We start from the raw sequence: 22823 nt of genomic DNA on the forward strand, positions 1-22823 counted from the left end.
CCGGGCGTGATCGGGCACTCCATCGGACGCCGGTCACAGATGGAACGGCCTCATGGATGCCCGGGACAAGCCCGGGCATGACGATGGGGGGAGAGCGTACCGGAAGACTGGCAGCCCTATGCCCGGGGAGGCGAGGCGCATGAGCATCATTTCCTCCAAGGTTTCTGCGAGCTCCGCGGAGTTCACCGTCAACGCCGAGGCGATGGCGGCGGTTAGGGCGGATCTTGCGGAGAAGCGCGAGACGGTGGCGCGGGGCGGCTCGGAGCGGGCCCGCAAGCGCCATCTCGACCGCGGGAAGCTCCTGCCGCGCGACCGGGTCATGCGGCTCATCGATCCCGGATCGCCGTTCCTGGAGCTCTCGCCCATGGCGGCGTGGGACATGTATGGCGGCGACATTCACGGCGCCGGCCTCATCACCGGAATCGGCCGGGTGGAGGGGCGCGAATGCGTGATCGTCTGCAACGATGCGACCATCAAGGGCGGCACCTATTATCCGCTGACCGTGAAGAAGCACCTGCGCGCCCAGGAGATCGCGCGCGAAAACCGGCTGCCCTGCATCTATCTGGTTGATTCCGGCGGCGCCAACCTGCCGAACCAGACGGAGGTCTTCCCCGACCGGGAGCATTTCGGGCGCATCTTCTACAATCAGGCGACGCTGTCGGCCGAAGGCATCCCTCAGATCGCCTGCGTCATGGGTTCGTGCACGGCGGGCGGTGCCTATGTGCCGGCCATGTCCGACGAGACCGTGATCGTGCGCCGGCAGGGCACGATCTTCCTCGGCGGTCCCCCGCTCGTGAAGGCCGCGACGGGGGAGGTGGTGACGGCGGAGGAGCTCGGCGGCGCGGATGTCCATGCCCGCCAGTCCGGAGTTGCCGATCACTATGCCGCCGACGACACGCACGCCCTCTCCATCGTCCGCCGCATCGTCGCCGGCCTCAACCGGCGCAAGACGGTGGACATCCCGCTCAAGCGACCGCGCGAGCCGCACTATCCCGCCTCCGATCTCGACGGCATCGTGCCGGCGACGCTTGCGACCCAATACGATGCGCGCGAGGTGATCGCCCGCCTTGTCGACGCCTCGGAGTTCGACGAGTGGAAGGCGCTTTACGGCACGACCCTCGTCACGGGCTTTGCCCATCTGTGGGGCATGCCGGTGGGGATCATCGCCAATAACGGCATCCTGTATTCCGACTCCGCCCTGAAGGGCGCCCATTTCATCGAGCTGTGCTGCCAGCGCCGCATCCCTCTGGTCTTCCTGCAGAACATCTCCGGCTTCATGGTCGGCCAGCGCTACGAGGCGGGCGGCATCGCCAAGGACGGCGCGAAGCTCGTCACGGCGGTGGCGTCGGCCCAGGTGCCCAAGGTCACCGTCATCGTCGGCGGCTCCTTCGGGGCGGGCAATTACGGCATGTGCGGGCGCGCCTATTCCCCGCGCTTCCTGTTCATGTGGCCCAATGCGCGCATCTCCGTCATGGGCGGCGAGCAGGCCGCTTCCGTGCTTGCCCAGGTCAGGCGCGACAATCTGGAGGCCGACGGCGCGGGCTGGTCGGAGGTCGAGGAGGAGGAATTCAAGCAGCCCATCCGCGACCAGTATGAGCGCGAGGGCCACCCCTATTACGCGACCGCCAGGCTGTGGGACGACGGCGTGATCATGCCGTCGGAGACACGGATGACGCTCGCGCTCGCGCTGTCCGCCGCGCTCAACGCGCCGATTGGCGAGACGCGCTTCGGCGTGTTTCGTATGTGACCGGCGCGGGGTCGGGCACCAGCCGGCGATAGACCGGCTTCAGGAGCATCGGCAGGAAATAGATCGGGAACTGGGTGGAGACGAAGAACAGCCACGTCTCGTGCGGCACCTGCCCGCCCAGCGCTCCGATCACGATGGCGATGTTGCGCGCGCCGTTCGAGAAGCCGAAGGTCGCGGCATGCCGCCTGCCGAAACGCCAGAACAGGGCGAGCGTCAGCGCGTTGGCGACAAGGCTTAAGCCGAAGGCGAGCGCCATCAGCGACATCATATGGAGCGGATCGGCGAGCAATTCCGCCGTGATGCCGTCCATGAGGCCGATGGCGAAAATGACCAGCGTGATGATGTTGAGGCCGTCCATGGTGCCGAGATGGCGCGCGCGGCGCTCCGGCCCCAGAAGCCGGCGGCCGAGCCAGCCAGCGAGCGCCGCCCCGCGATCAGCGCGATCAGGCGGATTGCAAGCTCGAAACCGGAGATCGCGATGGCGTCGCCGGCCACGATCTCGGTGAAGATGGGCGTCGTGAGCGGATAGAGCGCGACGCCCGCGATCAGGAAGCCCAGGCTGACCGCGCCGTCGAGCCCGACGAGCATGCTGAGCGCGGGTGAGGACGACAGCGGTGCGGCCGACGTCCAGAAGATGAGGGCGAGCAGCAGTCCGGGATCGGGTGTCCAGAAGGCAAGGCTCGCGATCAGGAGGAGGGGCAGGGCGACCATCGCCCAGCCCTGCGCGGCCAGCAGCAGCCAGGGCCTGCGCAGCTGCGCCCAGACCGCGGAGATGTCGACCCGCATCATGACGATGGTGAGCATGACGAAGATGCACGGTGCCACGGCCGGCCGGAAGGCGGTGGCGAGATCGGGCCACGCCAGACCGATCAGAAGACCGCCGATGAGGATCTTCGTGCCATGTCGGGCGAGCGCCTCGAGAAATCCCACCACGGCGGGTCCTCATTCGTCAGGGGGCATATGGTCAGGTCGGTCACATATGCGAGGGCAGGACGGTTGCGATACCGGGAAACAGATATAGCACGATTACGGCGAGCACCATGATGGCGAACATCGGCGCGGCGGCCCGGGCGATGAAATCCATCTCGCGCCCGGTCATGCCCTGCAGCACGAACAGGTTGAAGCCGATGGGCGGGGTGATCTGGGCGATCTCGACCACGATCATCAGGAACACGCCGAACCAGATCATGTCGAAGCCCGCCTGCCGGATGATCGGCTCGACGACCGCCATGGTCAGAACGATGGCGGAGATGCCGTCGAGGAAGCAGCCGAGCACGATGTAGAACAGGGTGAGCGCGGCGATGAGCATGGCGGGCGAGAGCTGGAGGTCGGCAATCCACGTGGCGAGCGCGCGCGGGATACCGGTGAAGCCCATTGCGAGCGTCAGGAAAGAGGAGCCGGCGAGGATGAAGGCGATCATGGAGGAGGTCCGCGTCGCCCCGAGGAGAGACTCCCGGAACGACGCCCATGTGAGCTCGCCCTGCAGGGCCGACAGGACGAGGGCGCCGGCAACGCCCAGGACGGCGGCCTCCGTGGCCGTCGCGATTCCGGTATAGATCGCGCCCATCACCGCGAGGATGAGGGCGAGGACGGGCAGGAGCTGGCCGAGCGCGCGCACCCTCTCGCCCCAGCCATAGCGTTCCGCCGCGAAGTCGTCGCTCTGGCGCGTGGCGAGCGACCAGCCCATCACATAGGCCATGAACATCGCCGCCAGCATGAGGCCGGGCAGGATGCCGGCGATGAACAGCTTGGCGATCGATTCGTTGACCGCCACGCCATAGATGATGAGCGTGATGGAGGGCGGAATGAGTAGCCCGAGCGTACCGGCGCCGGCCAGCGTGCCGACGATCATGCGCTCGGGGTAGCGGCGCCGGCGCAGCTCCGGGATCGACATCTTGCCGACGGTGGCCACCGTCGCCGCCGACGATCCGGAGATCGCGGCGAAGATCGCCGAGCCCGCGATATTGACGTGGAGCAGCCCGCCCGGCAGCCGGTTCATCCAAGGCTGGAGGCCGCGGAACAGGTTCTCCGACAGGCGCGTGCGGAACAAGATCTCGCCCATCCACACAAAGAGCGGCAGGGCGGCGAGCGTCCAGCTCGAGCTTGCCGACCAGATGGTGGTCGCCATGGCGTCGCCCACCGGCCGCGCGGTGAACAGCATCATGCCGATGGTCGCCACCCCGATGAGCGAAAGGGCGATCCACACGCCGGTCCCGAGGAAGAGAAACAGGACGGCGAGGAAGATCGCCGTGTAGCCGATCTCGATCATGGGCTACTCGCTCAGTGTCTGGCTGGACCCGGAGAAGGGCGCGTCGATGTCGCGGGTGAGAAGCGTCTTGATCAGCGCATGCACGGCGGCGAGCGCCATCACCGAGGCGCCTGCGGCAAGGGCCGATTGGGGGATCCACAAGGGAGTGGCGTCGGCGCCCTCGCTCTTGTCTCCGAACTGCCAGGAGATCTCGGTCATGCGCACCAGATACCAGGCGAGATAGACGGAGAAGACGCTGGCCACGCCGAGGCACCAGACCTCGACGGCGAAGCGCGCGCGCCCGGCGAGCCGGTTGCGCAGGAGCGCGACGCGGATATGGCCGCCCTCGCGGAAGGTATAGGCGAGCGCCAGGAAGGCCGACGCCGCCATCGCATAGCCGGAATAGGCGGTCAGCCCCGCAACATAGAGCCCGGCCATGCGGGTCAGGATGCTCAGGGCGACGCAGAGCGCCAGCAGCACGAGAAAGCCCGCCGCCACCGCGCCGGCGAACGTGTAGATCCGGTTGAGCGCCCGGTCCAGACCGGTCAGCAGATCGCGCATGGCGACGGTTGTCCTTCTTCCGAACATGCCCGGAACTCCCTGGTCATCCCGGCGCCTGTTGCCGGGATCCATTGGCGCCGCCGCTCATGCACAGGCCTGCCTTTGGTCCTCACCGGGCCCTTCTTCGTCATCCCCCGCGCAAGCAGGGATCGATGTCTTTGACGTTCATGTCTTTGATGTTGCGTTGGATTCCCGCTTTCGCGGGAATGACGAACGGTAACCCTTGAGCGAACCGAAGCGCCACCAGGTCCCGGGAACAGGCCCCGGGACCACGCTTGAGGATCAGGCACCCGACCGGTGCCCATCATGGGCGACAGGTCAGCCATCGAGAGGAGGATGCAGGCGCTACGGCCTCCATCACTCCATGCCCTGATAGGCGTCGATGACGGCCTTGCCCTTGTCGCCGGCACGCTCGAGCCATTCGGCCATCATGGTCTGGCCGATCTCCTTGAAGTCAGCGGCGAGCTGCTCGCTCGGCGGGGCGACGGTCATGCCGTTCTCCGCGAGCTGCTCCTTGTACCAGTTGGCGAGCTCCTCGGCCTTCGCCCAGCCGCGCTCCTCCGCGGCGCCGGCCTTCTCCAGGACGACCGCCTGCATTTCCTCGTCGAGGCCGTTCCAGGCGTCCAGATTGACCAGGACCATGTTCTTCGGCAGCCAGGCCTGAACGTCGTACCAGTATTTGACGTGCTCCCAGATCTTGCGGTCATAGCCCGTGGAGCCCGACGAGATCATGCTCTCCACGACGCCCGTGGCGAAGGCCTGCGAGATTTCCGCGGCCTCGATCTTGGTCGGCACGGCACGCATGAGCTCCGCCAGCCGCGCGGTCGCGGCGTTGTAGGCGCGGAACTTCACGCCCTCCATGTCGGCGGCCTCGTCGACCTCCTTGTTCACATAGAGGCCCTGGGGCGGCCACGGCACGGCGTAGAGGAGCTTCAGGCCCTTGAGCTCCAGCACCTCCTCCAGGGCGGGCTTCGAGGCTTCGTAGAGCTTGCGGGCATCGTCGAAGCTCGTGGCGAGGAACGGGATCGAATCGATCTCGAAGATGGCGTCCTCGTTGCCGAGCGCGGAGATCAGCCGCTCGCCGATGGGTGCCTGGCCGGTGCGCACGGCACGGAAGATCTCGCCGCCCTTGAACAGCGAGCCGCCGGGGTGAGCCACGATCTCCAACTCGCCGCCGGTCGCCTCGGTGACCTCCTCGGCGAATTGCGTGGCGTTCTCGGAATGATAGTTGGAGGCCGCATAGGCGAGCGGCATGTCCCAGGTTTCCGCCGCGGCCGGAGCGGCGGACACGGCCAGTCCCGCAGCCGCCAGCGCGCCGGCGAGCTGCACCTTAAAGCGAGTCATGATCGACCCTCCCTCTTGTTGATCGCCCCGTGATTGTTCAAGCATGGGCCGAGCTTATCGGCCGTCCGCCCATGCGGCAAGCATGCCGGATCCGCCGCCGGAAGCCTTGTCCAGGCTCCAGGCGGCGGATCCGTCGGGGAGGGGAGGGATGTGGCGTGCGGGAGGCTACTGGGCGACGCGGATCGGCCGGCCGTTGGCGGTCCAGTGAATGCCGCATTCGCTCTTGTCGAGGCCGGACCAGCGGCCCGCGCGGGCATCCTCGTTGTCGGTGACAGGACGGGTGCAGGGCATGCAGCCGATGGAGCGATAGCCGACGGCGGTCAGCGGATGGCCGGGCAGGCCATGGTGCTCCATGTAGCCGGCGATATCCTCCGCGCTCCAGTCGGCGAGCGGGTTGGCCTTGAGCCGCCAATCCGCCGTCTCCAGCATGGGCAGCACCGCGCGCTCGCCGCCATGCATGCGCTTGCGCCCGGTGATCCATGCGGTGAAGCCGCGCAGCGCGCGCTCCAGCGGCACCACCTTGCGGAAGTGGCAGCAGGCGTCGGGCGCGCTCTGCCAGAGCGTCCCGTCCGGGTCGAGGGCGGGCGTCTCGTGCGCCTCCGGCCCGATGGAGCGGACGTCGGTGAGGCCGAGCCGGGCGATAAGCCGGTCGCGATAGAGGAGCGTCTCCGGGAACAGCTTGCCGGTATCGAGGAAGACCACCGGCGTCGCGCGGTCGATCTCGGAGATCATGTGGAGCAGCACCGCCGATTCCGCACCGAAGGAGGAGACGAGCGCGATGCGGCCCGGAAACACCTCCTGGATAAGCGGGGCGAGGAGGGCTGCGCCCGACAGCTCGCCATAGCGGCGGATCACGAGGTCGTAGCGGATCATGTGTTCGATCCTCCCGATGCGCAGGTGGACGGGGAGCGGTCGGCCGTCGCGGCGGCCAACCGGCTGGCGCGCGCGCCGAACACCTCCGCCGGCGCGTAACCGTGGCCGGGGACATAGCCCGACTGATAGGTCAGCGACATGGAGGTCGCCGCCGCGATCACCTCGTCGAGCTCGAAGCGGTCGTCGAGCGCGAAGGTTTCCACGCCACACTGACGCAGGAAGGCGACCTGATCGGGGACGATATGGCCGCGCGCGCGGATCTCGGCCTTGAAGCCGAGCTGCCGGCTGAGCTGATGGGCCTGGGAGAAGGCGCGCCCGTCGCTGAATTTCGGCAGCTCCAGCACGATCAGGTCGAGCCGGTCGAGATAGGGCGCAAGCGCCGCCGCCTCCAGATCGTTGGGCAGCACCACGCCGACCCGCCGTCCCTGGCGGACGAGGTCGTCGGCCTCGTGCTCGAGCCGGTCGAAGGAGACGAGGACGTCGCCCGTCTCCGGCACCGGCCCGTCCGCGTCGGCCTCGACCCAGCTGTCGGCGATGATCGCGCCATCCTTAACGAGCGGCATAGAGTGCCTCCTTGAACGGGGCCGCGCCGAGGCGGGAATAGGTGTCGAGGAAGGTCTCGCCATCGGCGCGTTCGGCGAGATAGGTCCCGACGATGGTCTCCACGGCATCCGGCACCTCCTCTCCGGAGAAGCCGGGCCCGATGAGCGAACCGACCGCCGCGTCGTCGTCGCCGCGTCCGCCGAGCGTGATCTGGTAGAACTCCACGCCCTTCTTCTCCAGTCCGAGAATGCCGATATTGCCGATATGGTGGTGGCCGCAGGCATTGATGCAGCCGGAGATGTTGATCCTGAGCGGACCGATATCGTGCTGCTGCCTGAGATCCGCGAACCGCCGGCTCAGGGCCTGCGCGACAGGGATCGAGCGCGCGGTGGCCAGCGCGCAATAGTCGAGGCCGGGGCAGGAGACGATGTCGGTCGCCAGGTCGAGATTGGCGGCCGCCAGCCCGTGCTCCGCCAATGCCTGCCAGAGCGCGTGGAGATCGGCCTTCCTGACATCGGGCAGGACGAGGTTCTGGCGGTGCGAGACACGGATCTCGCCGAAGCTGTAGGCCTCGGCGAGATCGGCGACGGCACGCATCTGGTCGGCCGTCGCGTCGCCCGGAATGCCGCCTTCCGGCTTCAGCGAGATATTGGCGATGGCATAGCCCTCGACCTTGTGATCGGCGACGTTGGAGCGCACCCACTGGGCGAAGGCCGGATCCTTCAGCCGCGCCTCCTCGAAGGAGGCCACGACCTTGGGCTGGCTCTCATAGGCGGGCGGTGCGAAATAGGCGGCGATACGCTCCAGCTCGGCGGCCTCCACCTCGATGGGGCTCTTGTCGAGGCGGACATATTCCTCCTCCACGCGGGCGCGGAACTCCTCGGCGCCGAGCTCGTGCACGAGGATCTTCACGCGGGCCTTGTACTTGTTGTCGCGCCGGCCGGCGAGATTGTAGACGCGCATGATCGCTTCCAGATAGCGCAGGAGCTCGCGCTCGGGTAGCCAGTCGCGCACCGTCACCGCGATCATGGGCGTGCGGCCGAGGCCGCCGCCGACCATGACCTCCCAGCCGGGCTCGCCCTCGTCGTTCAGATGGAGCCGCAGGCCAATATCGTGCGCCTTGGTCGCCGCGCGGTCGTGTGGCGCGCCGGTCACCGCGATCTTGAACTTGCGCGGCAGGAACGAGAACTCCGGATGGAGCGAGGACCATTGTCGGATGAGCTCGGCGACGGGCCTGGGATCGGCGATCTCGTCGGCGGCGACCCCGGCCCAGGCGTCGGTCGTGACGTTGCGGATGCAGTTGCCGGAGGTCTGGATGGCGTGCATCTCCACCTCCGCCAGCTCGTCCAGGATGTCCGGCACGTCCTTCAGGGCGGGCCAGTTGAACTGGATGTTCTGGCGCGTGGTGAAATGGCCGTAGCCCTTGTCGTAGACCTCCGCGATCCGGGCGAGCCGGCGCATCTGGTCGGCCGACAGCGTGCCGTAGGGCACCGCGACCCGCAGCATATAGGCATGGAGCTGGAGATAGAGGCCGTTCATCAGCCGGAAGGGCTTGAACTCCTCCTCCGTCAGCGCGCCGGAGAGCCGCCGCTCCACCTGGTCGCGGAACTGGGAGACGCGCTCCTTCACGAAGCGATGGTCGAACTCGTCATAGCGATACATGGGATCGGTCCTCCATCACGGTGCGGTGGCCTGGAAGCCGCCGCCGGCACCCTCGGCCTGCTTGCCGAGATCGGTGCGCACGGTCGGCCCCAGCGTGCGGATGCGCTCGCGGATATGGCTCGGGCGCACCCGGCCGTCCACGCGCTCCACATCGATGAGATAGGCGTCGGTCACGAGGTTTCCGGCCTCCGCCGCATGTCCGCGCGCCTCCAGTGCGGAGGCGGCTTCGGCCTCCTGGGCGACGGCGGCGTCGTCGATCCTCGGGCTCCAGTCGCCCGAGCGGGTGAGAAAGACCACCAGCCCGTCATCGAGCCGGTTGGCAGTCAGGGCCTTGCCCTTTTCGGTCGTCATGGCAGCACCTTCAGCCAGGCGGCGTGGGCCGCGTCGGAATCTGTGGGAAAGGGCTCAGACAGGCGGGAGCCGTCGCGCGGAGCCTCCGGCCGGGTTGCCGCCTCCGGCGCACCGATGAGCAGGAGGGCGGGGCCCTCTATGCCGTAATCGCGAAGGCCGCTGGCCAGCGCGGCGAGATTGGTGTCGACGGAGAGTTCCTCCTCGAGCGTCCCGTTCTCCACGACGGTCACGGGCGTCGCGGCGTCTGCGCCGGCAGCCAGCAGGCTGCGGCCGACATGGCCCGCCGCGCGCACCCCCATATAGACGGCGAGCGTCGCGCCGGAGCGCACCAGGGCGTCCCAGTCGTGCTCGGCGGTACCGTCCTCGCTCGCCCCGGTCAGGAGGGTGATGGCGCGGTGGCTGCCGCGCTGGGTCAGCGGCTGGCGCAGGGAGGCTGCGCAGCCGAGCGCGGCGGTGATGCCCGGTACCACCTCGACCGGGATGCCGTTGGCCTCCAGCGCCGCCTGCTCCTCGCCGCCGCGCCCGAAGATATAGGGGTCGCCCCCTTCAGCCGCACGACGAGCTTGCCGGCGAGCGCCTCGCGCACGAGCAGGCGATTGATCTCCGACTGGCTGTGCGACGGCCCGCCCGGGCGCTTGCCGACCAGCACGCGCTCGGCGTCCCGGCGCGCATAGTCGAGAATGCCGGGGGAGACGAGGCGGTCATGGACGATGATGTCGGCCTCCTGGAGCAGCCGCTGGGCCTTCAGCGTCAGGAGTTCCGGATCGCCGGGCCCGGCGCCGACCAGCGCGACCCGCCCGAACCGGGCCTCCCGGCCCGCATCGTCCAGGTCGCGCTCGAGCGTGCGCTCGAAGGCGTCATGGTCGCGGGTCAGGAAGGAATCGCGTGTGCGCCCGAAAAAGAAGGAGCGCCAGAACCGGCGGCGCGGCGCACCTTCGGGCAGGGTGGACGCGACGCGGTCGCGCAGGGCCCGGCCCCGTGTCGCCAGCGCGCCGAGCGCGGGCGGCAGCATGGCCTCGATGCGCGACTTGAGGCCCTGGGCGAGCACGGGCGCGGCACCCTCGGTGCCGACGGCGACGACCAGCGGATCGCGGTCGATCAGCGCCGGCATGAGCGCGCTGCACAGCTCGGGGCGGTCGACCACATTGGTGGGCACGTTGGCCGCGCGTGCCGCGTCGGCGAGCGCCTGGGCGCGGGCGCCGTCCTCGCCCGCCACGAACAGGACGTCGGCGAGCGCCACGTCCTCGGGCGTGGCATGGCGCTCCTGCCAGCGGATGCGGGCAGACGCGGCGAGATCGGCGAGCTCCGGCGTGAGACGCGGGGCGAACACCGTGACGGTCGCTTCGGTGCGCAGCAGCAGGCGAACCTTCTGGGCGGCCGCCTCGCCGCCGCCGGCCACGATCGCCGACCGGCCGGAGAAGTCGAGAAACAGGGGGAAATAGCGCATGGGAATGCCTCCCGGAGATTGGGCGCTCAAACCTGTTCGGCGAGCGTGAGCTCGAGCCCGTCGAGCGCTTCCGACCAGATGATCTGGCAGGACAGGCGCGATGTGTCCGACAGGATCGGCAGCTCGTCGAGCTTGTCTTCCTCGTCGTCGGTGGCCGGCGAGATGCGTGCCGCCCAGTCCGGCGAGACGTGGACATGACAGGTCGCGCATTCGCATGCCCCGCCGCACAGGCCCTCGATATCGAGGCCGTGCTCGCGGATGATCTCCATCACCCGCCAGCCCTCGACGGCTTCCAGTTCGTGGGTGTTGCCCGAATGGTCCTTGACGCGGATGATGCCCATCGGTCCAAACTCCTGAAGAGGCGGCGTTAAACGGTCGTCCAAGGCGGTGCGAAACCGGGTCGTTCGTTATGTCAAACGGCCGTATGAAGCGGAAAACGAGGCGGGGATCTCATGGGCGAGGCGCGATTTATGCTTGATGTACGCTCGCGAATGAGGGATATGTGGCCTACGCTCTCCATTCCGGTCGTTCGTAATAACGAACAAGAGTTCTAAAAAAGGAACGGCATGATGTCAAGCCGTCGCCGGTCGCGGCCGGCTCACGAAAGCGAGAACGAGTTCACGCCGTCGCTGGGCAAGACGATCCAGCGCCTGCGCAAGGCCTACAATCTGTCGCTGGGCGAACTGTCGGAGCAGTCCGGCGTGGCCAAGTCGATCATCTCGCAGATCGAGCGCAACGAGACCAATCCGACCATCGGCACGGTCTGGCGCCTGTCGCGCGCGCTCGACATCACGCTCGACGAGGTGTTGAAGGTCGATTCCCGGCCGAATTTCCTGCAGCATCAGAAGCGCGCGGGCGTGCCGGTACTCACCAGCCAGGACGGGTTGTGCACGCTGACCATACTGGGCTCGCTGGAGATGGTGGAATTCCTCCAGTGGTACCATTTCGAGGCCAAGCCCGGCGGCGTTCTGGAATCCGAACCCCACCAGCCCGGCTCCGTGGAGCACCTGTCGATCCTCAAGGGCACGCTGGAGATCACGGTCGACGGCGAGACGAAGGTGGCGGAGGAGGGCGAGACGCTCCGCTATCGCGGCGACCGCCCGCACAGAATCGCCAATATCGGCGACACGGACGCCGCCGCGACCATGGTCGACGTCCTGAAGGTGGTCACCGCGCTCGACGAGCGGCGCTGAGGCGGATATCCGCCCTGTTCACGCCGGGAGAAGCCGGAACGGTCAGGCGCTGAGCGGCCAGGACAGCCTGCGGTCGGCCTCGGCGATCTCCTCGACGACCCGGGCGATGCCGGAGCGTTCGCCCATGCGCCGATACCAGGCGGCAAGCCCCGGGAACCGGTCGAGATCCGGCCCGTTGAGCCGCACCGCATAGTGGATCGTCGTGAACATGGCGATGTCGGCGACCGAGAAAGTCCCGCAGAAATGGTCTTTTCCGCCGAGCCGGTTCTCGAGCCGCCGGTAATGGTCGCCGATCGCCGCCATGGCGCGCCGGCCGTCCTCCTCGCGGGTCTTGCGGAGCCCGGCGTCGGCGGGCGGCGGTTCGTTGCGGTACATGATGCGGCGCACATCGGCGAGGAGGATCTCGTCGGCATCGAGCTCGACGAGGCGGCAGCGCGCCTTCTCCGCCGGGTCGGACGGGTAGAGCGGCGGCACGGGATGGGCCTCCTCGAGATATTCGAGGATGACCGTCGAATCGAAGAGCGTGAGATCTCCGTCGACCAGCACCGGCACCTGGCCCTTGGGATTGGCGGCAATGACCTCCGGCGCTTTCGGCCGGTATCCCTCCGACTGCGTGAAGGCGACCTCGACGCGCTCGAAATCGAGGCCCTTCTCGTAAAGGGCGATCTCCACCTTGCGGGAGAACAGGCTCAGGGGTCCCGAATAGAGCCGCATGGCGTTTCCTTCCGAGTCGGTTGTCGGCAGCGCCATGAACAATACGGGAACATCCGGATCGGCACAATCGCCAATCGCTGGACTGTCTTGACAGGGCTCGCGGCGGGGTCCCCGTCGTCAGACCCCGTAATAGTCCCGGTACCATGTCACGAAGGCGGAGACGCCGTCCTCGATGCTGGTCGCGGGGCGATGGCCGGTGGTGGCAACGAGGTCTTCCACATCCGCCCAGGTCTCCGCGACGTCGCCGGGCTGCATATCGAGGAAGCGCTTGTCGGCCTCCCGGCCCAGAGCCTGCTCGAGAACCTCCACATAGCGCATCAGGTTTTCAGGCTGCGCATTGCCGATATTGAACAGCCGGTAGGGCCCGGTCGGGCTGGTCGCGGGGTCGGGCGCCATGGCGTCCCAGTCCGGATCCGGTGCCGGGGCGTGGTCGATCAGCCGGACGATGTTCTCCACGATATCCCCGACATAGGTGAAGTCGCGCTTCATGCGGCCGTGATTGTAGATCTCGATGGGCTCGCCGGCGAGGATCGCGCGGGCGAACTTGAAGAGCGCCATGTCGGGCCGCCCCCAGGGGCCGTAGACGGTGAAGAAGCGCAAGCCCGTCACCGGAACGGCGAAGAGATGGGCGTAGGAATGCGCCATCGCCTCGTTGCCGCGCTTGGTCGCGGCATAGAGCGAGACCTGATGCGCCGTGCCGTCATGGACGGTGAAGGGCATGCGCCCGTTGAGCCCGTAGACGGAGGAGGTGGAGGCGTAGATCAGATGCTCCGGGCGGCGATGGCGGCAGGCCTCCAGCACCGACAGGAAGCCCGTGATATTGCTCGACACATAGTCGAACGGCGCCTCCAGGCTGTAGCGCACGCCCGCCTGGGCGGCGAGATGGATCACGATATCGGGCTCGCGCTCGTCGAAGAGCGCGGCCATGCCCTCCGCATCCTCCAGGCTGGCCCGGACCTCGGTGAACCCCTCATAGGGCTTCAGCCGCTCGAGCCGCGCCTCCTTCAGGCGCACATCGTAATAGGCGTTGACATTGTCGAGCCCGATGACGCGCGCGCCATCCTGGAGAAGCCTGAGCGCCAGATGGTTGCCGATGAACCCCGCGGTTCCGGTAACCAGGACGGTGCGCTCCTTGATCGGTTTTGTCGGCATGGACGGTTCCCGCGCGAAAACATGGCCTGAAAGTCACTGCCGTCTATGTGAACCAGCCGCCGGGGGCCGTCAACCGCGGCGGGCGGAGCCTCGCCCGGCGCTGTTGCCCCGGCGCGCAAGGTCTGCCCAAATGAGTGTCGCAAATGAGCATCGCTGCCGGCACCGGCGGAAAGGTGAGGGAATGGGGCAGGACGGGCAGGACAAGGCACCGGCGGAGCTCGGCCAGATCGCGGCCGCGCTCGTCGGCTCGAAGGTCACGATCTTCGCCCAGGACCGGCGGCTGTGCTATCTCTGGATCCACAATCCGCCCGAGGGCTTCGGCACCGACCGGCTGATCGGCCGCAGCGACGAGGACGTGCTGCCCGAGGAGACCGCCCGGACGGTCGTGCCGGTCAAGCGCAAGGCCATCGCGCGCGGGCGGCGCCAGCACTGCACGGTCGCCATGACGCTGGCCGACGGCCACGAGCACTGGTTCGACCTGGCCGTCGAGCCCACACGCGGCGCGGACGGACGGGTGACGGGGATCACCTGCACTGCCATCGACATCACCGACCGCATGACGATGGAGCAGCGCATGAGCGTTCTCATGCGCGAGCTCGCGCACCGCTCCAAGAACCTGCTCGCGGTCATCCAGGGCATCGCCAATCAGACGGCACGGACGAGCGGCTCCATCGCCCAGTTCAGCCAGCGCTTCAGCGGCCGGCTGAGCGCGCTCGCCCATGCGCAGGACCTTCTGACCGCCACGAACTGGCAGGGCGCCTCGCTCGACGCGATGGTGCGCTCGCAGCTCGGTCCCTATCTGGAGGCCTATGGAGACCGGATCGGGACGGGCGGGCGGCCCGTCACGCTGAAGCCCAATGCGGCGCAGTATCTGGGGCTCGCCATTCACGAGCTCGGCGCGAACGCGGCCAGGCACGGCGCGCTCTCGGTGCCGGGTGGCACGGTGTCGGTCTCCTGGCGCTTCACGCCGGCGCGCAAGGACGGGACGCGGCGGTTCGTCCTCCTGTGGCAGGAGCATGGCGGACTGCCACCGAAACCGGCCGGGGACGGGCACGGCTTCGGCCGCGTGATGCTCGAGCGCATCGTGCCGCAGGCGCTCGGGGCCGACGCCACGCTCCGCTTCGCCGGGGAGGGGCTCGTCTACCGCCTCGTCATTCCCGAGGGCGAGCTGGCGCAGGCCGCGGGGCGGTGAGCGCCGGTTTTCGCGCACCGGTTCACGGCTGCTCGCCGTCATAGCCCTCGATGATCAGGATATCGGCGACGGAGGCCGCCTCCCGGAGCGCCTTGGCCTTGCGGTATTCCGGCGAGTAGTAGCATTCCACCGCGACGTCGTAGGAGGGGAACTCGATCACCACATTGCGCTCGCGCGAGGTTCCCTCGACCGCCTCGAACCGTCCGCCGCGCACCAGGAAGCGCGCGCCGTATTTCGAGAACGCCTCGGCATTGGCGGCGACATAGGCCTTGTAGGCTTCCGCGTCGGAAACGGTGACCCGTCCGATCCAGTATCCCTTCGCCATGGTTCGTATCTCCCTGTCAGTTCAAACAACGTCGGATCGGGCGGCGCCGGCCCGTCCCCGCCATCACAGCCGCCACAGCACGCAGCGTCCGGGCCGCGCGGCGCGGTCGAGCCGGGCGTGAATGTCGGCCACGAAGACGGGGCCGGACGGGGCGAGGCAGCGCTCGACCAGCGGCCAGGGATCGGCGCCGAACGCCTTGTGGGGCACGGCGAGCACGACCGCCTCGGCGGCGTGGAGCCTGTCCTCCGGCGTGTGCTCCAGCCCGTAGACGCGGGTCAGCTCGTCCGGGTCGCACATCGGATCGTGGATCTGGACGGAACAGCCGAACTGCTCGAGCTCGGCGACCAGATTGGCGACCTTGCTGTTGCGGATGTCGGCGATATCCGGCTTGAAGGTCACGCCCAGAACGGTCACGCGCGGCGGCACGGCAATCGCGTTGGTGGCACAGCCGCGGATGAGCTGGCGTGCGACGAAGCCCGGCATGTCCTCGTTGAGCTTGCGCCCGGCGAGCACGATCTGCGCCTGATAGCCGGTCATCTGCGCCTTGTGGGTGAGATAGTAGGGGTCGACGCCGATGCAGTGGCCGCCGACGAGGCCGGGCGTGAACTTGAGGAAGTTCCATTTCGTGCCGGCCGCCTCCAGAACGTCGTGCGTGTCGACGCCGAGGCGCTCGAAGATCACGGCGAGCTCGTTGACGAGCGCGATATTGAGGTCGCGCTGGGTGTTCTCGATCACCTTGGCGGCTTCCGCCACCTTGATCGACGGCGCCTTGTGGACGCCCGCCCTCACCACTGCGCCGTAGAGGGCGGCCACCCGGTCGAGGGCGGCCCCGTCGCTGGCCGCGACCACCTTGGTGATGGCCTCGAAGGGGTGGGCCTCGTCGCCCGGGTTGATGCGTTCCGGCGAGTAGGCGACGGCGAAATCGGTGCCGAGCTTCAGGCCCGAGCGCGCCTCGAGGATCGGCACGCATACCTCTTCCGTCGCGCCGGGATAGACCGTCGATTCATAAACCACCACCGCGCCGCGCCGGAGCACCTCGCCGACCGTCGCGGAGGCCCGCTCGAGCGCGGAGAGGTCGGGCACATTGGCCGCGTCGATGGGGGTCGGCACGGTGACGATGTGGATATCGGCCGCGGCGATGTCGCGCGCCTCGCCCGTGAACCTCAGGCCGGGACAGGCGAGAGCCGCCGCATCGACGCTGTTCGTGCGATCCTCGCCGCGCGACAGGCCCGAGACGCGGCTTGAATCGCTGTCGAAGCCGATGACCGTAAAGCCCGCTCCTGCAAAGGAAACCGCGACTGGCAGCCCGACATAGCCGAGCCCAATGACTGAAACCGTTCGATCCACCGAAATGCCCCTCCGACTGGCCCGACCCATGGACGCGCCATCAAAGCCCTTGTGAGATGTGGAATGCAACTGTTTGCCGAGGAGACGGGCTATTCGACGATGATGACCTGTCCGGTGATCGCGCCTTCGACGCTTTTCGCATAGGCCCGTCCGACCTTTCCGGAAGACACCGGTTCATGGCCGGGGAACCACGCACCGTATCGCGGCACGGACACATCCAGGAGCCCCGGGCTCACGACATTGACCCGCAATCCACGCGGCATCTCGATGGCGGCACCGACAACGAAACCGCCGAGCGCACCGTTTGCGGTTGCAGCGCCTGTCCCCATTCTGATGGGATCGCGATCGAGAACACCGCTCGTCAGCGTGAAGGATCCCCCTTCGGTCACGGTGCCCAGGCCCGCGAGAACGAGATTGACCTGCCCCATGACCTTGTTCTCGAGACCGAGCATGAAGGTGTCCTGCGTGTAGTCGGCGAGCGGGCCGAAATGAACGTTGCCGGCGGTGGAAACCACCGCATCGACTTGGCCGGTTCTGGCATACATGGCTTCGACGGATGTGCGGTCCGCCATGTCGACCCGGACCTCGCCGCTCGACCTGCCTGCAGTGACGATGTCGTGGCGTGCGCCCAGCTCCTCGCAAACGGCTTTGCCGATATCGCCCTCGGCTCCGACGACAATGATCTTCATCCTGACCTCCTTCGGTTGGCTGCATGAGAGGGCGCGAAAAGCGGCCCTGGTCGTAATCGGAGCCTGGGACTGTAAACCTCGCCCGATGGGTTTGGCAGCACCGCCGTCTCCTCTGGCGGCATCGCCGCGGCGATGCTATCAGGCTTTATGGACAAGACGACGGGTTTCGATCTCGACCGCATTCGCGCGGACACGCCCGCGACGGCGGGGCTCATCCATCTCAACAATGCCGGCGCGGCTTTGCCGCCGGAGCCTGTGGTGCGCGCCATCTGCGACCATATCGCTCTGGAGGCGCGGCTCGGCGGATACGAGGCGGCCGACGCGGAGCGTGCGCGTATCGAGGCGGTCTACGATTCGCTCGCCCGGCTGGTGAACGCGTCCCGGCCGGAGATCGCGCTCATGCCCCATGCGACGGCGGCCTGGCAGCTCGCCTTCTATGCGCTCGACTTCCGGGCGGGCGACCGCATCCTGACCGCGCGGGCCGAATATGCCGCCAACTATGTGGCTTATCTCCAGATGAGCCGGCGCACGGGCTGTGTGATCGAGACCATCCCCGACGACGAGACGGGCGCCATCGACACGGGCGCGCTGGAGCGCATGATCGACGGGCGCGTGAAGCTCGTCTCGGTCACCTGGTTGCCGACCAATGGCGGGCTCGTGAACCCGGCCGCCGAGATCGGCCGCATCGCGCGCGCCCACGGGGTGCCCTATCTCCTCGACGCGTGCCAGGCGGTCGGCCAGATGCCGGTGGATGTGGAGGCGCTGGGATGCGATTTCCTGAGCGCCACGGGCCGGAAGTTCCTGCGGGGGCCGCGCGGCACGGGCTTCCTCTATGTGCGAAAGAGCTGGCTCGACCGGCTCGAGCCGCCCATGCTCGATCACTATGGCGCGCCATGGGTCTCGTCCGATGCCTATGAGCTGCGGTCCGACGCGCGCCGCTTCGAGTGCTGGGAGAAGCCCTACGCCCTGACGCTCGGCCTTGGCACGGCGGCGGATTATGCGCTGGCGCTCGGCCTGGAGACCATTCGCGACCGGGCCTGGCGCCTTGCGGAGACGTTGCGCGCCGGGCTCGCCCGGATACCCAGCATCACGGTGCGCGATCTCGGCCATGAGCGCTCCGCCATCGTCACATTCGACCATGACCGCGTGCCGGCCGGCGACATCAAGGCGGCGATGCGCGGGGCAGGGATCAATGTCAGCGTGTCCTCGCCCTCCAGCACGCTCCTGGACGCGACCGCCCGGGCCCTGCCGCCGGTGGTGCGCGTCTCGCCGCACTACTACAACAGCGAGGCCGAGATCGCGGCTGTCCTCGACAGGCTCGAGGAGATTGCTGGCCAGTGAGCGGCGGCGGTCGCGCGGGAGGCGGGCGCCTTTCCATGCCCGGGCGTCTCGATCTTCGGACATGGTGTTGCCTTGAACGCAACACATACGATCCGCAATTCGACTATGGCACGCCAAGCGATACGGATACCTTGCCGCATTCGTCAAAATCATGACGGGCCGGCGCGACGGGGCGCGCCCAGGGTCCGGGGAGGCATGATATGGAAGCACTACGGAACACGGCGACGCTCTGGCGGCTGCATCTCGCCGTGCTCGTCATCACTATCGTTTCGGAGCTGATCGGCATTCGCAAGATCCCGATCGGTATCGGCGCGATCCTTCTTCTGCCGCTGCTCTACGCCTTCGTCTTCGGGCTTCTGGTCAACCCGAATGTGGTGAAGGGGGCCCGCAAGCTGATCGGCGAGCGCGAGGTGAAGGCGGCGACCCCGCTCATCGTCATCGCGATCATGCCGTTCATCGCCAAGTTCGGCACGACCATCGGGCCCGCCATGGACAAGATCATCGCCGCGGGCCCGGCGCTCCTGCTTCAGGAGCTCGGCAATCTCGGCACCATCGTGATCGCCTTCCCGATTGCGGTCTGGGTGCTGCGCATGGGCCGGGAAGCGATCGGGGCGACCTTCTCCATCGCGCGCGAGCCCAATATCGCCATCATCGCCGACCGCTATTCCCTGAAGAGCCCCGAGGGCGCGGGCGTCATGGGCGTCTATGTGGTGGGCACGCTGTTCGGCACCTTCGCCTTTGCCATCATGGCCTCGCTCTTCGCCTCCTTCGAGGTGTTCGATCCACGCGCGCTCGCCATGGCCTGCGGCGTCGGCAGCGGGTCGATGATGGCGGCCTGCTCCGGCGCGCTTGCCTCCGCCCTGCCGGAGATGAAGGACGAGATCCTCGCGCTCGCCGGCGCGAGCAACCTTCTGACCTATGCCACCGGCCTCTATGCGGCACTCTTCATCGCCCTGCCGGTGGTGGAGAAGCTCTACGGCCTGTGCCGGCCCGGTGACGCCGCCGGCGCCCCGACCTACGCGAAAGGGGAGTGACGCCCATGTCGACCGCAGTCGCTGAGACCTCCAGGCGCCCGCATATCGACCTTGGCCAGCACGCTGTCGTGCTGGTGGTCGTGTCCATCCTCTGCCTCGTCGCCAACACGGTCGGGGCGGGGCTTCCCGTTGGGGCCGGCCTCGTCGGCATCGTCGTGCTCTACGCCATCGTCATGGTCGGGCTGATGCTTGCCAAGTGGATGCCGTTCTACCTGCCGAGTGTGGCGTGGATCTCGCTTGTGGGCATCGTCGCGACGCTCAACGGCGTTCCCGGCTCGCAATGGGTCGTGGATCAGGTCTCCAACGTCAACTTCCTCGTGCTCGCGACGCCGTGCCTGGCCTATGCGGGTCTCGCCATCGCGCGCGAGGAGATCGATATCGCCAAGACGTCGGGCTGGCGCATCTTCATCGTCGCGCTGTTCGTGCTGCTCGGCACCTATCTCGGCTCCGTGGTTATCGCGGACCTGATGCTCCAGTGGCAGGGCATCTGAGCGCGGCAGAAAACGGTTGAGACCGGCGGGCGGCTCTGGAACCGGAGCCGCCCGTTTTGCGTTTGGTCAAGTGCAACAGCATCGCGGCTTGTTAGGGTAGCCTTCCATGGGTCGCCTGCAGGCCCGAAGCCCCACCAATGCGACACGCCCGTTTTCCAATCGATCTGAGAAAGGACACCAGAGCCATGTCGGGTAATATCGAGCTTACCGATCAGGCGAAGAAGGCCTGTGCCGACGCGATGTTCAAGGCGCTTTCGGACACCTTCGTGCTCTATCTGAAGACGCACAATTTCCACTGGAACGTGGTCGGCCCGCAGTTCGTGAGCCTGCACAAGCTGTTCGAGGACCAGTATCAGGATCTCTGGAACACGCTGGACGAGATGGCGGAGCGCATCCGGGCGCTCGGCCAGCCGGTGGACGGCACCACGGCGAGCTTCAAGAACGCCGCCGAGATCAAGGAAACCGATGCGCGCCCCGCCGCCAAGGACATGCTGAAGGAACTCGTCGCCGACAACGAGACGGCGGTGCGCACGATCCGTGCGGCCTTCTCTACCGTCGACGAGGCGGGCGACGAGGCGAGCGCCGATCTCCTGACGGACCGGTTGAGCTATCACGAAAAGCAGATCTGGATGATGAAGAGCCTGCTCGAGGCATAGCGCCATCCACCCTGGGGGCTATTGCGCGCTTTACGCCGGACCCCCGCGATGCGACCCTCCTCCCGAAACCGGATATCGAGGGAGGAGGCGAGCATGGCCGTCGGACTTCTCGTGAATATCGACGTGGACGATCTCGACCGGGCCACGGCTTTCTATTGCGATGCGTTCGGGCTCGACATCGGGCGCCGCTTCGGCGGCGAGGTCATCGAGCTGATCGGCGCCTCCTCGCCCATCTACCTCCTCTCCAAGCCGGCTGGCAGCGCGGCCACCTCAACGACCGGCCAGACGCGGGACTATGACCGCCACTGGACCCCGGTCCATCTCGATATCGTCGTTCCCGACATCGAAGCAGCCGTCGCCCGCGCCGAAACGGCCGGTGCACGCATCGAGTCCCCGGTCAAGACCAGCAGCTGGGGACGGCTTGCCATGATCTCCGATCCCTTCGGACACGGCCTGTGCCTGATCGAGTTCATCGGGCGGGGCTATGACGAGATCGCTGATTGAGGCGCCAATCGGCAGGGAAGCGGAAATGGCAAGCACTCTTGACGGCGGTCGCGCCTGCGGCTCGGTTCGCTATCGCCTGGAGGACGAGCCGATCGTCGTCCATTGCTGCCACTGCCGCTTCTGCCAGCGCATGAGCGGATCCGCCTTCGGTCTCAATGCGATGATCGAAACCGAGCGGGTGACCCTTCTGGGCCGGACCCTGCCGGAGCCCGTTCCAACGCCCCCGACGCACCCGAAGGGGCAGGTCTGGTATCGCTGCCCCTCTTGCCAGGTATCGGTGTAGAGCGGGGAGGCGAATGCGCGTATCGGTGCGGCCCTCGACCGGGGGACTTGAAAGCCGTATCCGGGCGCTTTATCACAAGGGCTGGTTGCGGCTTTGCGTTCTTGCGTTGACGGCCTTGCCACAGGTCCTTTTCTCACCGCTTCCGGGACAACCCTTCTCCCTCCCTCGCGGGGCCCCATGCGCTTCTACATCTTTCTCGCGCTCGCGCCCCTCTTCTGGGCCAGCAACTGGGTCGTCGGCCGCGGGCTGCACGAGATCGTGCCGCCGGTCGGGCTGAACTTCGCGCGCTGGACGGTGGCCTTCCTCGTCATCGCGCCGTGGGGCGTGCCGCGGGTCGTCAGGGCATGGCCCGTGGTGAAACAGAACTGGAAGGTGCTTGGCGTGCTCGGCCTTCTGGGCGCCGGCCTGTTCCAGACCATGATCTATCTGGGGCTCAATTTCACCACGGTGATCAATGCCGTGGTCATCAACTCCACGCTCTCCTTCTTCATGCTGATTATCAGTTGGCTGATGCTGCGCGAACCCATGACGCGGCTGCAGATCGTCGGCGTCCTCATCTCCTTCGTCGGCATACTGGTCATCGTGGGGAGGGGGGACCCGGCCTTCGTCCTCGACATGCATTTCGGGCTCGGCGACCTCCTCATCCTCTGCGCCATGCCGCTCTGGGCGCTCTATTCGGTGATCCTGAAGCGCTGGCCGCCGAGCCTGCCGGCCTTCGAGACACTGACGGTCATCTCCGGCATCGGCTTCCTCGTCATGTTGGTGCTCTATACGGGCGATGCGGTGCTCTTCGGCCGCCACCTGCCGCTCGACGACGGGCGCATCTGGGCGGCCATCGCCTATGTCGGCATCGTTCCGACCATCGCGGCCTTCTTCTGCTGGAACGAGGGGATCCGCGGGCTCGGCCCCAATATGGCGAGCTTTCTCTATCCGCTCATGCCGGTCTACGGCATGGTGCTCGCCATCATCTTCCTCGGCGAGGCGCTTCATGCCTATCAGGTCGCAGCCCTCGCGATCATCCTCGTCGGCGTCTATCTGTGCACCGCCTTCCAGCCGAAACGGGCAGGGGCCGCGCGTGCGCCCGCGCCGTCACGCAGCCGTCACTGACGCTGTGTAGCGATGTCTC

At 67.3% G+C, this 22823-nt stretch carries 25 protein-coding genes and 1 pseudogene; 10 read left to right on the forward strand and 16 right to left on the reverse strand.

Features of this window, described 5'->3' with window-relative positions; all coding sequences use genetic code 11:
* Positions 1 to 139 precede the first annotated feature (139 nt).
* Positions 140 to 1747: a carboxyl transferase domain-containing protein gene (locus HW532_RS21325; protein WP_213162377.1), complete on the forward strand. Its 1608-nt coding sequence runs from the start codon at positions 140 to 142 to the stop codon at positions 1745 to 1747.
* Here the strand turns inward: HW532_RS21325 and HW532_RS21330 are convergent.
* The 11 genes and pseudogenes from HW532_RS21330 to HW532_RS21385 all read right to left on the reverse strand — a co-directional run bounded on the left by HW532_RS21330 (position 1701) and on the right by HW532_RS21385 (position 11117).
* The gene (locus HW532_RS21330) at positions 1701 to 2057 is read right to left on the reverse strand and encodes a hypothetical protein (RefSeq protein WP_213162378.1); all 357 of its coding nucleotides are present in this window, start codon (positions 2055 to 2057) and stop codon (positions 1701 to 1703) included. The genes HW532_RS21325 and HW532_RS21330 overlap by 47 nt on opposite strands.
* Positions 2012 to 2680, reverse strand: coding sequence for a hypothetical protein (locus tag HW532_RS21335; protein WP_213162379.1), 669 nt, complete (start codon positions 2678 to 2680; stop codon positions 2012 to 2014). Before HW532_RS21335 ends, HW532_RS21330 begins: the two co-directional genes overlap by 46 nt.
* A 40-nt stretch (positions 2681 to 2720) precedes the next feature.
* A complete protein-coding gene (locus HW532_RS21340; RefSeq protein WP_213162380.1) occupies positions 2721 to 4016 on the reverse strand; it encodes a TRAP transporter large permease in 1296 nt (431 codons plus the stop codon).
* Between the two features lie 3 nt (positions 4017 to 4019).
* On the reverse strand, positions 4020 to 4556 hold the full coding sequence (locus tag HW532_RS21345) for a TRAP transporter small permease (protein WP_213162381.1): 537 nt from the start codon (positions 4554 to 4556) through the stop codon (positions 4020 to 4022).
* A 357-nt stretch (positions 4557 to 4913) separates the two neighbouring features.
* On the reverse strand, positions 4914 to 5900 hold the full coding sequence (locus tag HW532_RS21350; RefSeq protein ID WP_213162382.1) for a TRAP transporter substrate-binding protein: 987 nt from the start codon (positions 5898 to 5900) through the stop codon (positions 4914 to 4916).
* Positions 5901 to 6065: 165 nt separating this feature from the next.
* A complete protein-coding gene (locus HW532_RS21355; protein WP_213162383.1) occupies positions 6066 to 6773 on the reverse strand; it encodes a phosphoadenylyl-sulfate reductase in 708 nt (235 codons plus the stop codon).
* The gene (locus tag HW532_RS21360) at positions 6770 to 7336 is read right to left on the reverse strand and encodes a DUF934 domain-containing protein (RefSeq protein ID WP_213162384.1); all 567 of its coding nucleotides are present in this window, start codon (positions 7334 to 7336) and stop codon (positions 6770 to 6772) included. Before HW532_RS21360 ends, HW532_RS21355 begins: the two co-directional genes overlap by 4 nt.
* The gene (locus HW532_RS21365) at positions 7323 to 8978 is read right to left on the reverse strand and encodes a nitrite/sulfite reductase (RefSeq protein ID WP_213162385.1); all 1656 of its coding nucleotides are present in this window, start codon (positions 8976 to 8978) and stop codon (positions 7323 to 7325) included. The genes HW532_RS21360 and HW532_RS21365 overlap by 14 nt, the downstream gene beginning before the upstream one ends.
* A gap of 15 nt (positions 8979 to 8993) precedes the next feature.
* The gene (locus HW532_RS21370) at positions 8994 to 9329 is read right to left on the reverse strand and encodes a DUF2849 domain-containing protein (RefSeq protein ID WP_213162386.1); all 336 of its coding nucleotides are present in this window, start codon (positions 9327 to 9329) and stop codon (positions 8994 to 8996) included.
* Positions 9326 to 10776, reverse strand: a pseudogene (cysG, locus tag HW532_RS21380) (siroheme synthase CysG). The gene HW532_RS21370 and the pseudogene cysG overlap by 4 nt, the downstream one beginning before the upstream one ends.
* Positions 10777 to 10802: 26 nt before the next feature.
* A complete protein-coding gene (locus tag HW532_RS21385) occupies positions 10803 to 11117 on the reverse strand; it encodes a 2Fe-2S iron-sulfur cluster-binding protein (protein ID WP_213162388.1) in 315 nt (104 codons plus the stop codon).
* Between the two features lie 228 nt (positions 11118 to 11345).
* Between HW532_RS21385 and HW532_RS21390 the strand changes: the two genes are divergently transcribed.
* Positions 11346 to 11969, forward strand: coding sequence for a helix-turn-helix domain-containing protein (locus HW532_RS21390; RefSeq protein WP_343068672.1), 624 nt, complete (start codon positions 11346 to 11348; stop codon positions 11967 to 11969).
* 42 nt (positions 11970 to 12011) lie between these two features.
* Here the strand turns inward: HW532_RS21390 and HW532_RS21395 are convergent, their stop codons facing one another.
* Positions 12012 to 12719, reverse strand: coding sequence for a glutathione S-transferase family protein (locus HW532_RS21395; protein ID WP_246479345.1), 708 nt, complete (start codon positions 12717 to 12719; stop codon positions 12012 to 12014).
* Between the two features lie 81 nt (positions 12720 to 12800).
* Positions 12801 to 13835, reverse strand: a complete 1035-nt coding sequence (locus HW532_RS21400) for an NAD-dependent epimerase (protein ID WP_281397144.1) — start codon at positions 13833 to 13835, stop codon at positions 12801 to 12803.
* 181 nt (positions 13836 to 14016) lie between these two features.
* Between HW532_RS21400 and HW532_RS21405 the strand changes: the two genes are divergently transcribed.
* Positions 14017 to 15027 carry a PAS domain-containing sensor histidine kinase gene (locus HW532_RS21405; protein WP_213162390.1) on the forward strand — a complete coding sequence of 337 codons (1011 nt, stop codon included), beginning with the start codon at positions 14017 to 14019 and terminating at the stop codon, positions 15025 to 15027.
* Positions 15028 to 15049: 22 nt separating this feature from the next.
* Here HW532_RS21405 and HW532_RS21410 read toward each other — a convergent pair whose 3' ends face one another.
* The 3 genes from HW532_RS21410 to HW532_RS21420 form a co-directional block, all read right to left on the reverse strand.
* On the reverse strand, positions 15050 to 15352 hold the full coding sequence (locus HW532_RS21410; protein WP_213162391.1) for a DUF1330 domain-containing protein: 303 nt from the start codon (positions 15350 to 15352) through the stop codon (positions 15050 to 15052).
* A gap of 63 nt (positions 15353 to 15415) precedes the next feature.
* Positions 15416 to 16705, reverse strand: coding sequence for a nucleotide sugar dehydrogenase (locus HW532_RS21415; protein WP_213164689.1), 1290 nt, complete (start codon positions 16703 to 16705; stop codon positions 15416 to 15418).
* An 83-nt stretch (positions 16706 to 16788) separates the two neighbouring features.
* The gene (locus HW532_RS21420; protein WP_213162392.1) at positions 16789 to 17388 is read right to left on the reverse strand and encodes a short chain dehydrogenase; all 600 of its coding nucleotides are present in this window, start codon (positions 17386 to 17388) and stop codon (positions 16789 to 16791) included.
* 147 nt (positions 17389 to 17535) lie between these two features.
* Between HW532_RS21420 and HW532_RS21425 the strand changes: the two genes are divergently transcribed.
* The 7 genes from HW532_RS21425 to HW532_RS21455 all read left to right on the forward strand — a co-directional run bounded on the left by HW532_RS21425 (position 17536) and on the right by HW532_RS21455 (position 22804).
* Complete coding sequence (locus tag HW532_RS21425) at positions 17536 to 18729, forward strand: aminotransferase class V-fold PLP-dependent enzyme (protein WP_213162393.1); 1194 nt, start codon at positions 17536 to 17538, stop codon at positions 18727 to 18729.
* A 200-nt stretch (positions 18730 to 18929) separates the two neighbouring features.
* Positions 18930 to 19763: a DUF3100 domain-containing protein gene (locus tag HW532_RS21430; RefSeq protein WP_213162394.1), complete on the forward strand. Its 834-nt coding sequence runs from the start codon at positions 18930 to 18932 to the stop codon at positions 19761 to 19763.
* Between the two features lie 5 nt (positions 19764 to 19768).
* Entirely contained in the window at positions 19769 to 20254 is a 486-nt protein-coding gene (locus HW532_RS21435) for a hypothetical protein (protein WP_213162395.1), read from the forward strand.
* 185 nt (positions 20255 to 20439) lie between these two features.
* Complete coding sequence (locus HW532_RS21440) at positions 20440 to 20910, forward strand: Dps family protein (protein WP_213162396.1); 471 nt, start codon at positions 20440 to 20442, stop codon at positions 20908 to 20910.
* Positions 20911 to 21003: 93 nt separating this feature from the next.
* Entirely contained in the window at positions 21004 to 21414 is a 411-nt protein-coding gene (locus HW532_RS21445) for a VOC family protein (protein WP_213162397.1), read from the forward strand.
* 25 nt (positions 21415 to 21439) lie between these two features.
* The gene (locus HW532_RS21450; protein WP_213162398.1) at positions 21440 to 21697 is read left to right on the forward strand and encodes a GFA family protein; all 258 of its coding nucleotides are present in this window, start codon (positions 21440 to 21442) and stop codon (positions 21695 to 21697) included.
* Positions 21698 to 21874: 177 nt separating this feature from the next.
* Complete coding sequence (locus HW532_RS21455) at positions 21875 to 22804, forward strand: DMT family transporter (protein WP_213162399.1); 930 nt, start codon at positions 21875 to 21877, stop codon at positions 22802 to 22804.
* Positions 22805 to 22823 lie beyond the last annotated feature (19 nt).

The sequence above is a fragment of the Kaustia mangrovi genome, from assembly GCF_015482775.1.
In the GTDB taxonomy this organism is placed as follows: domain Bacteria; phylum Pseudomonadota; class Alphaproteobacteria; order Rhizobiales; family Im1; genus Kaustia; species Kaustia mangrovi.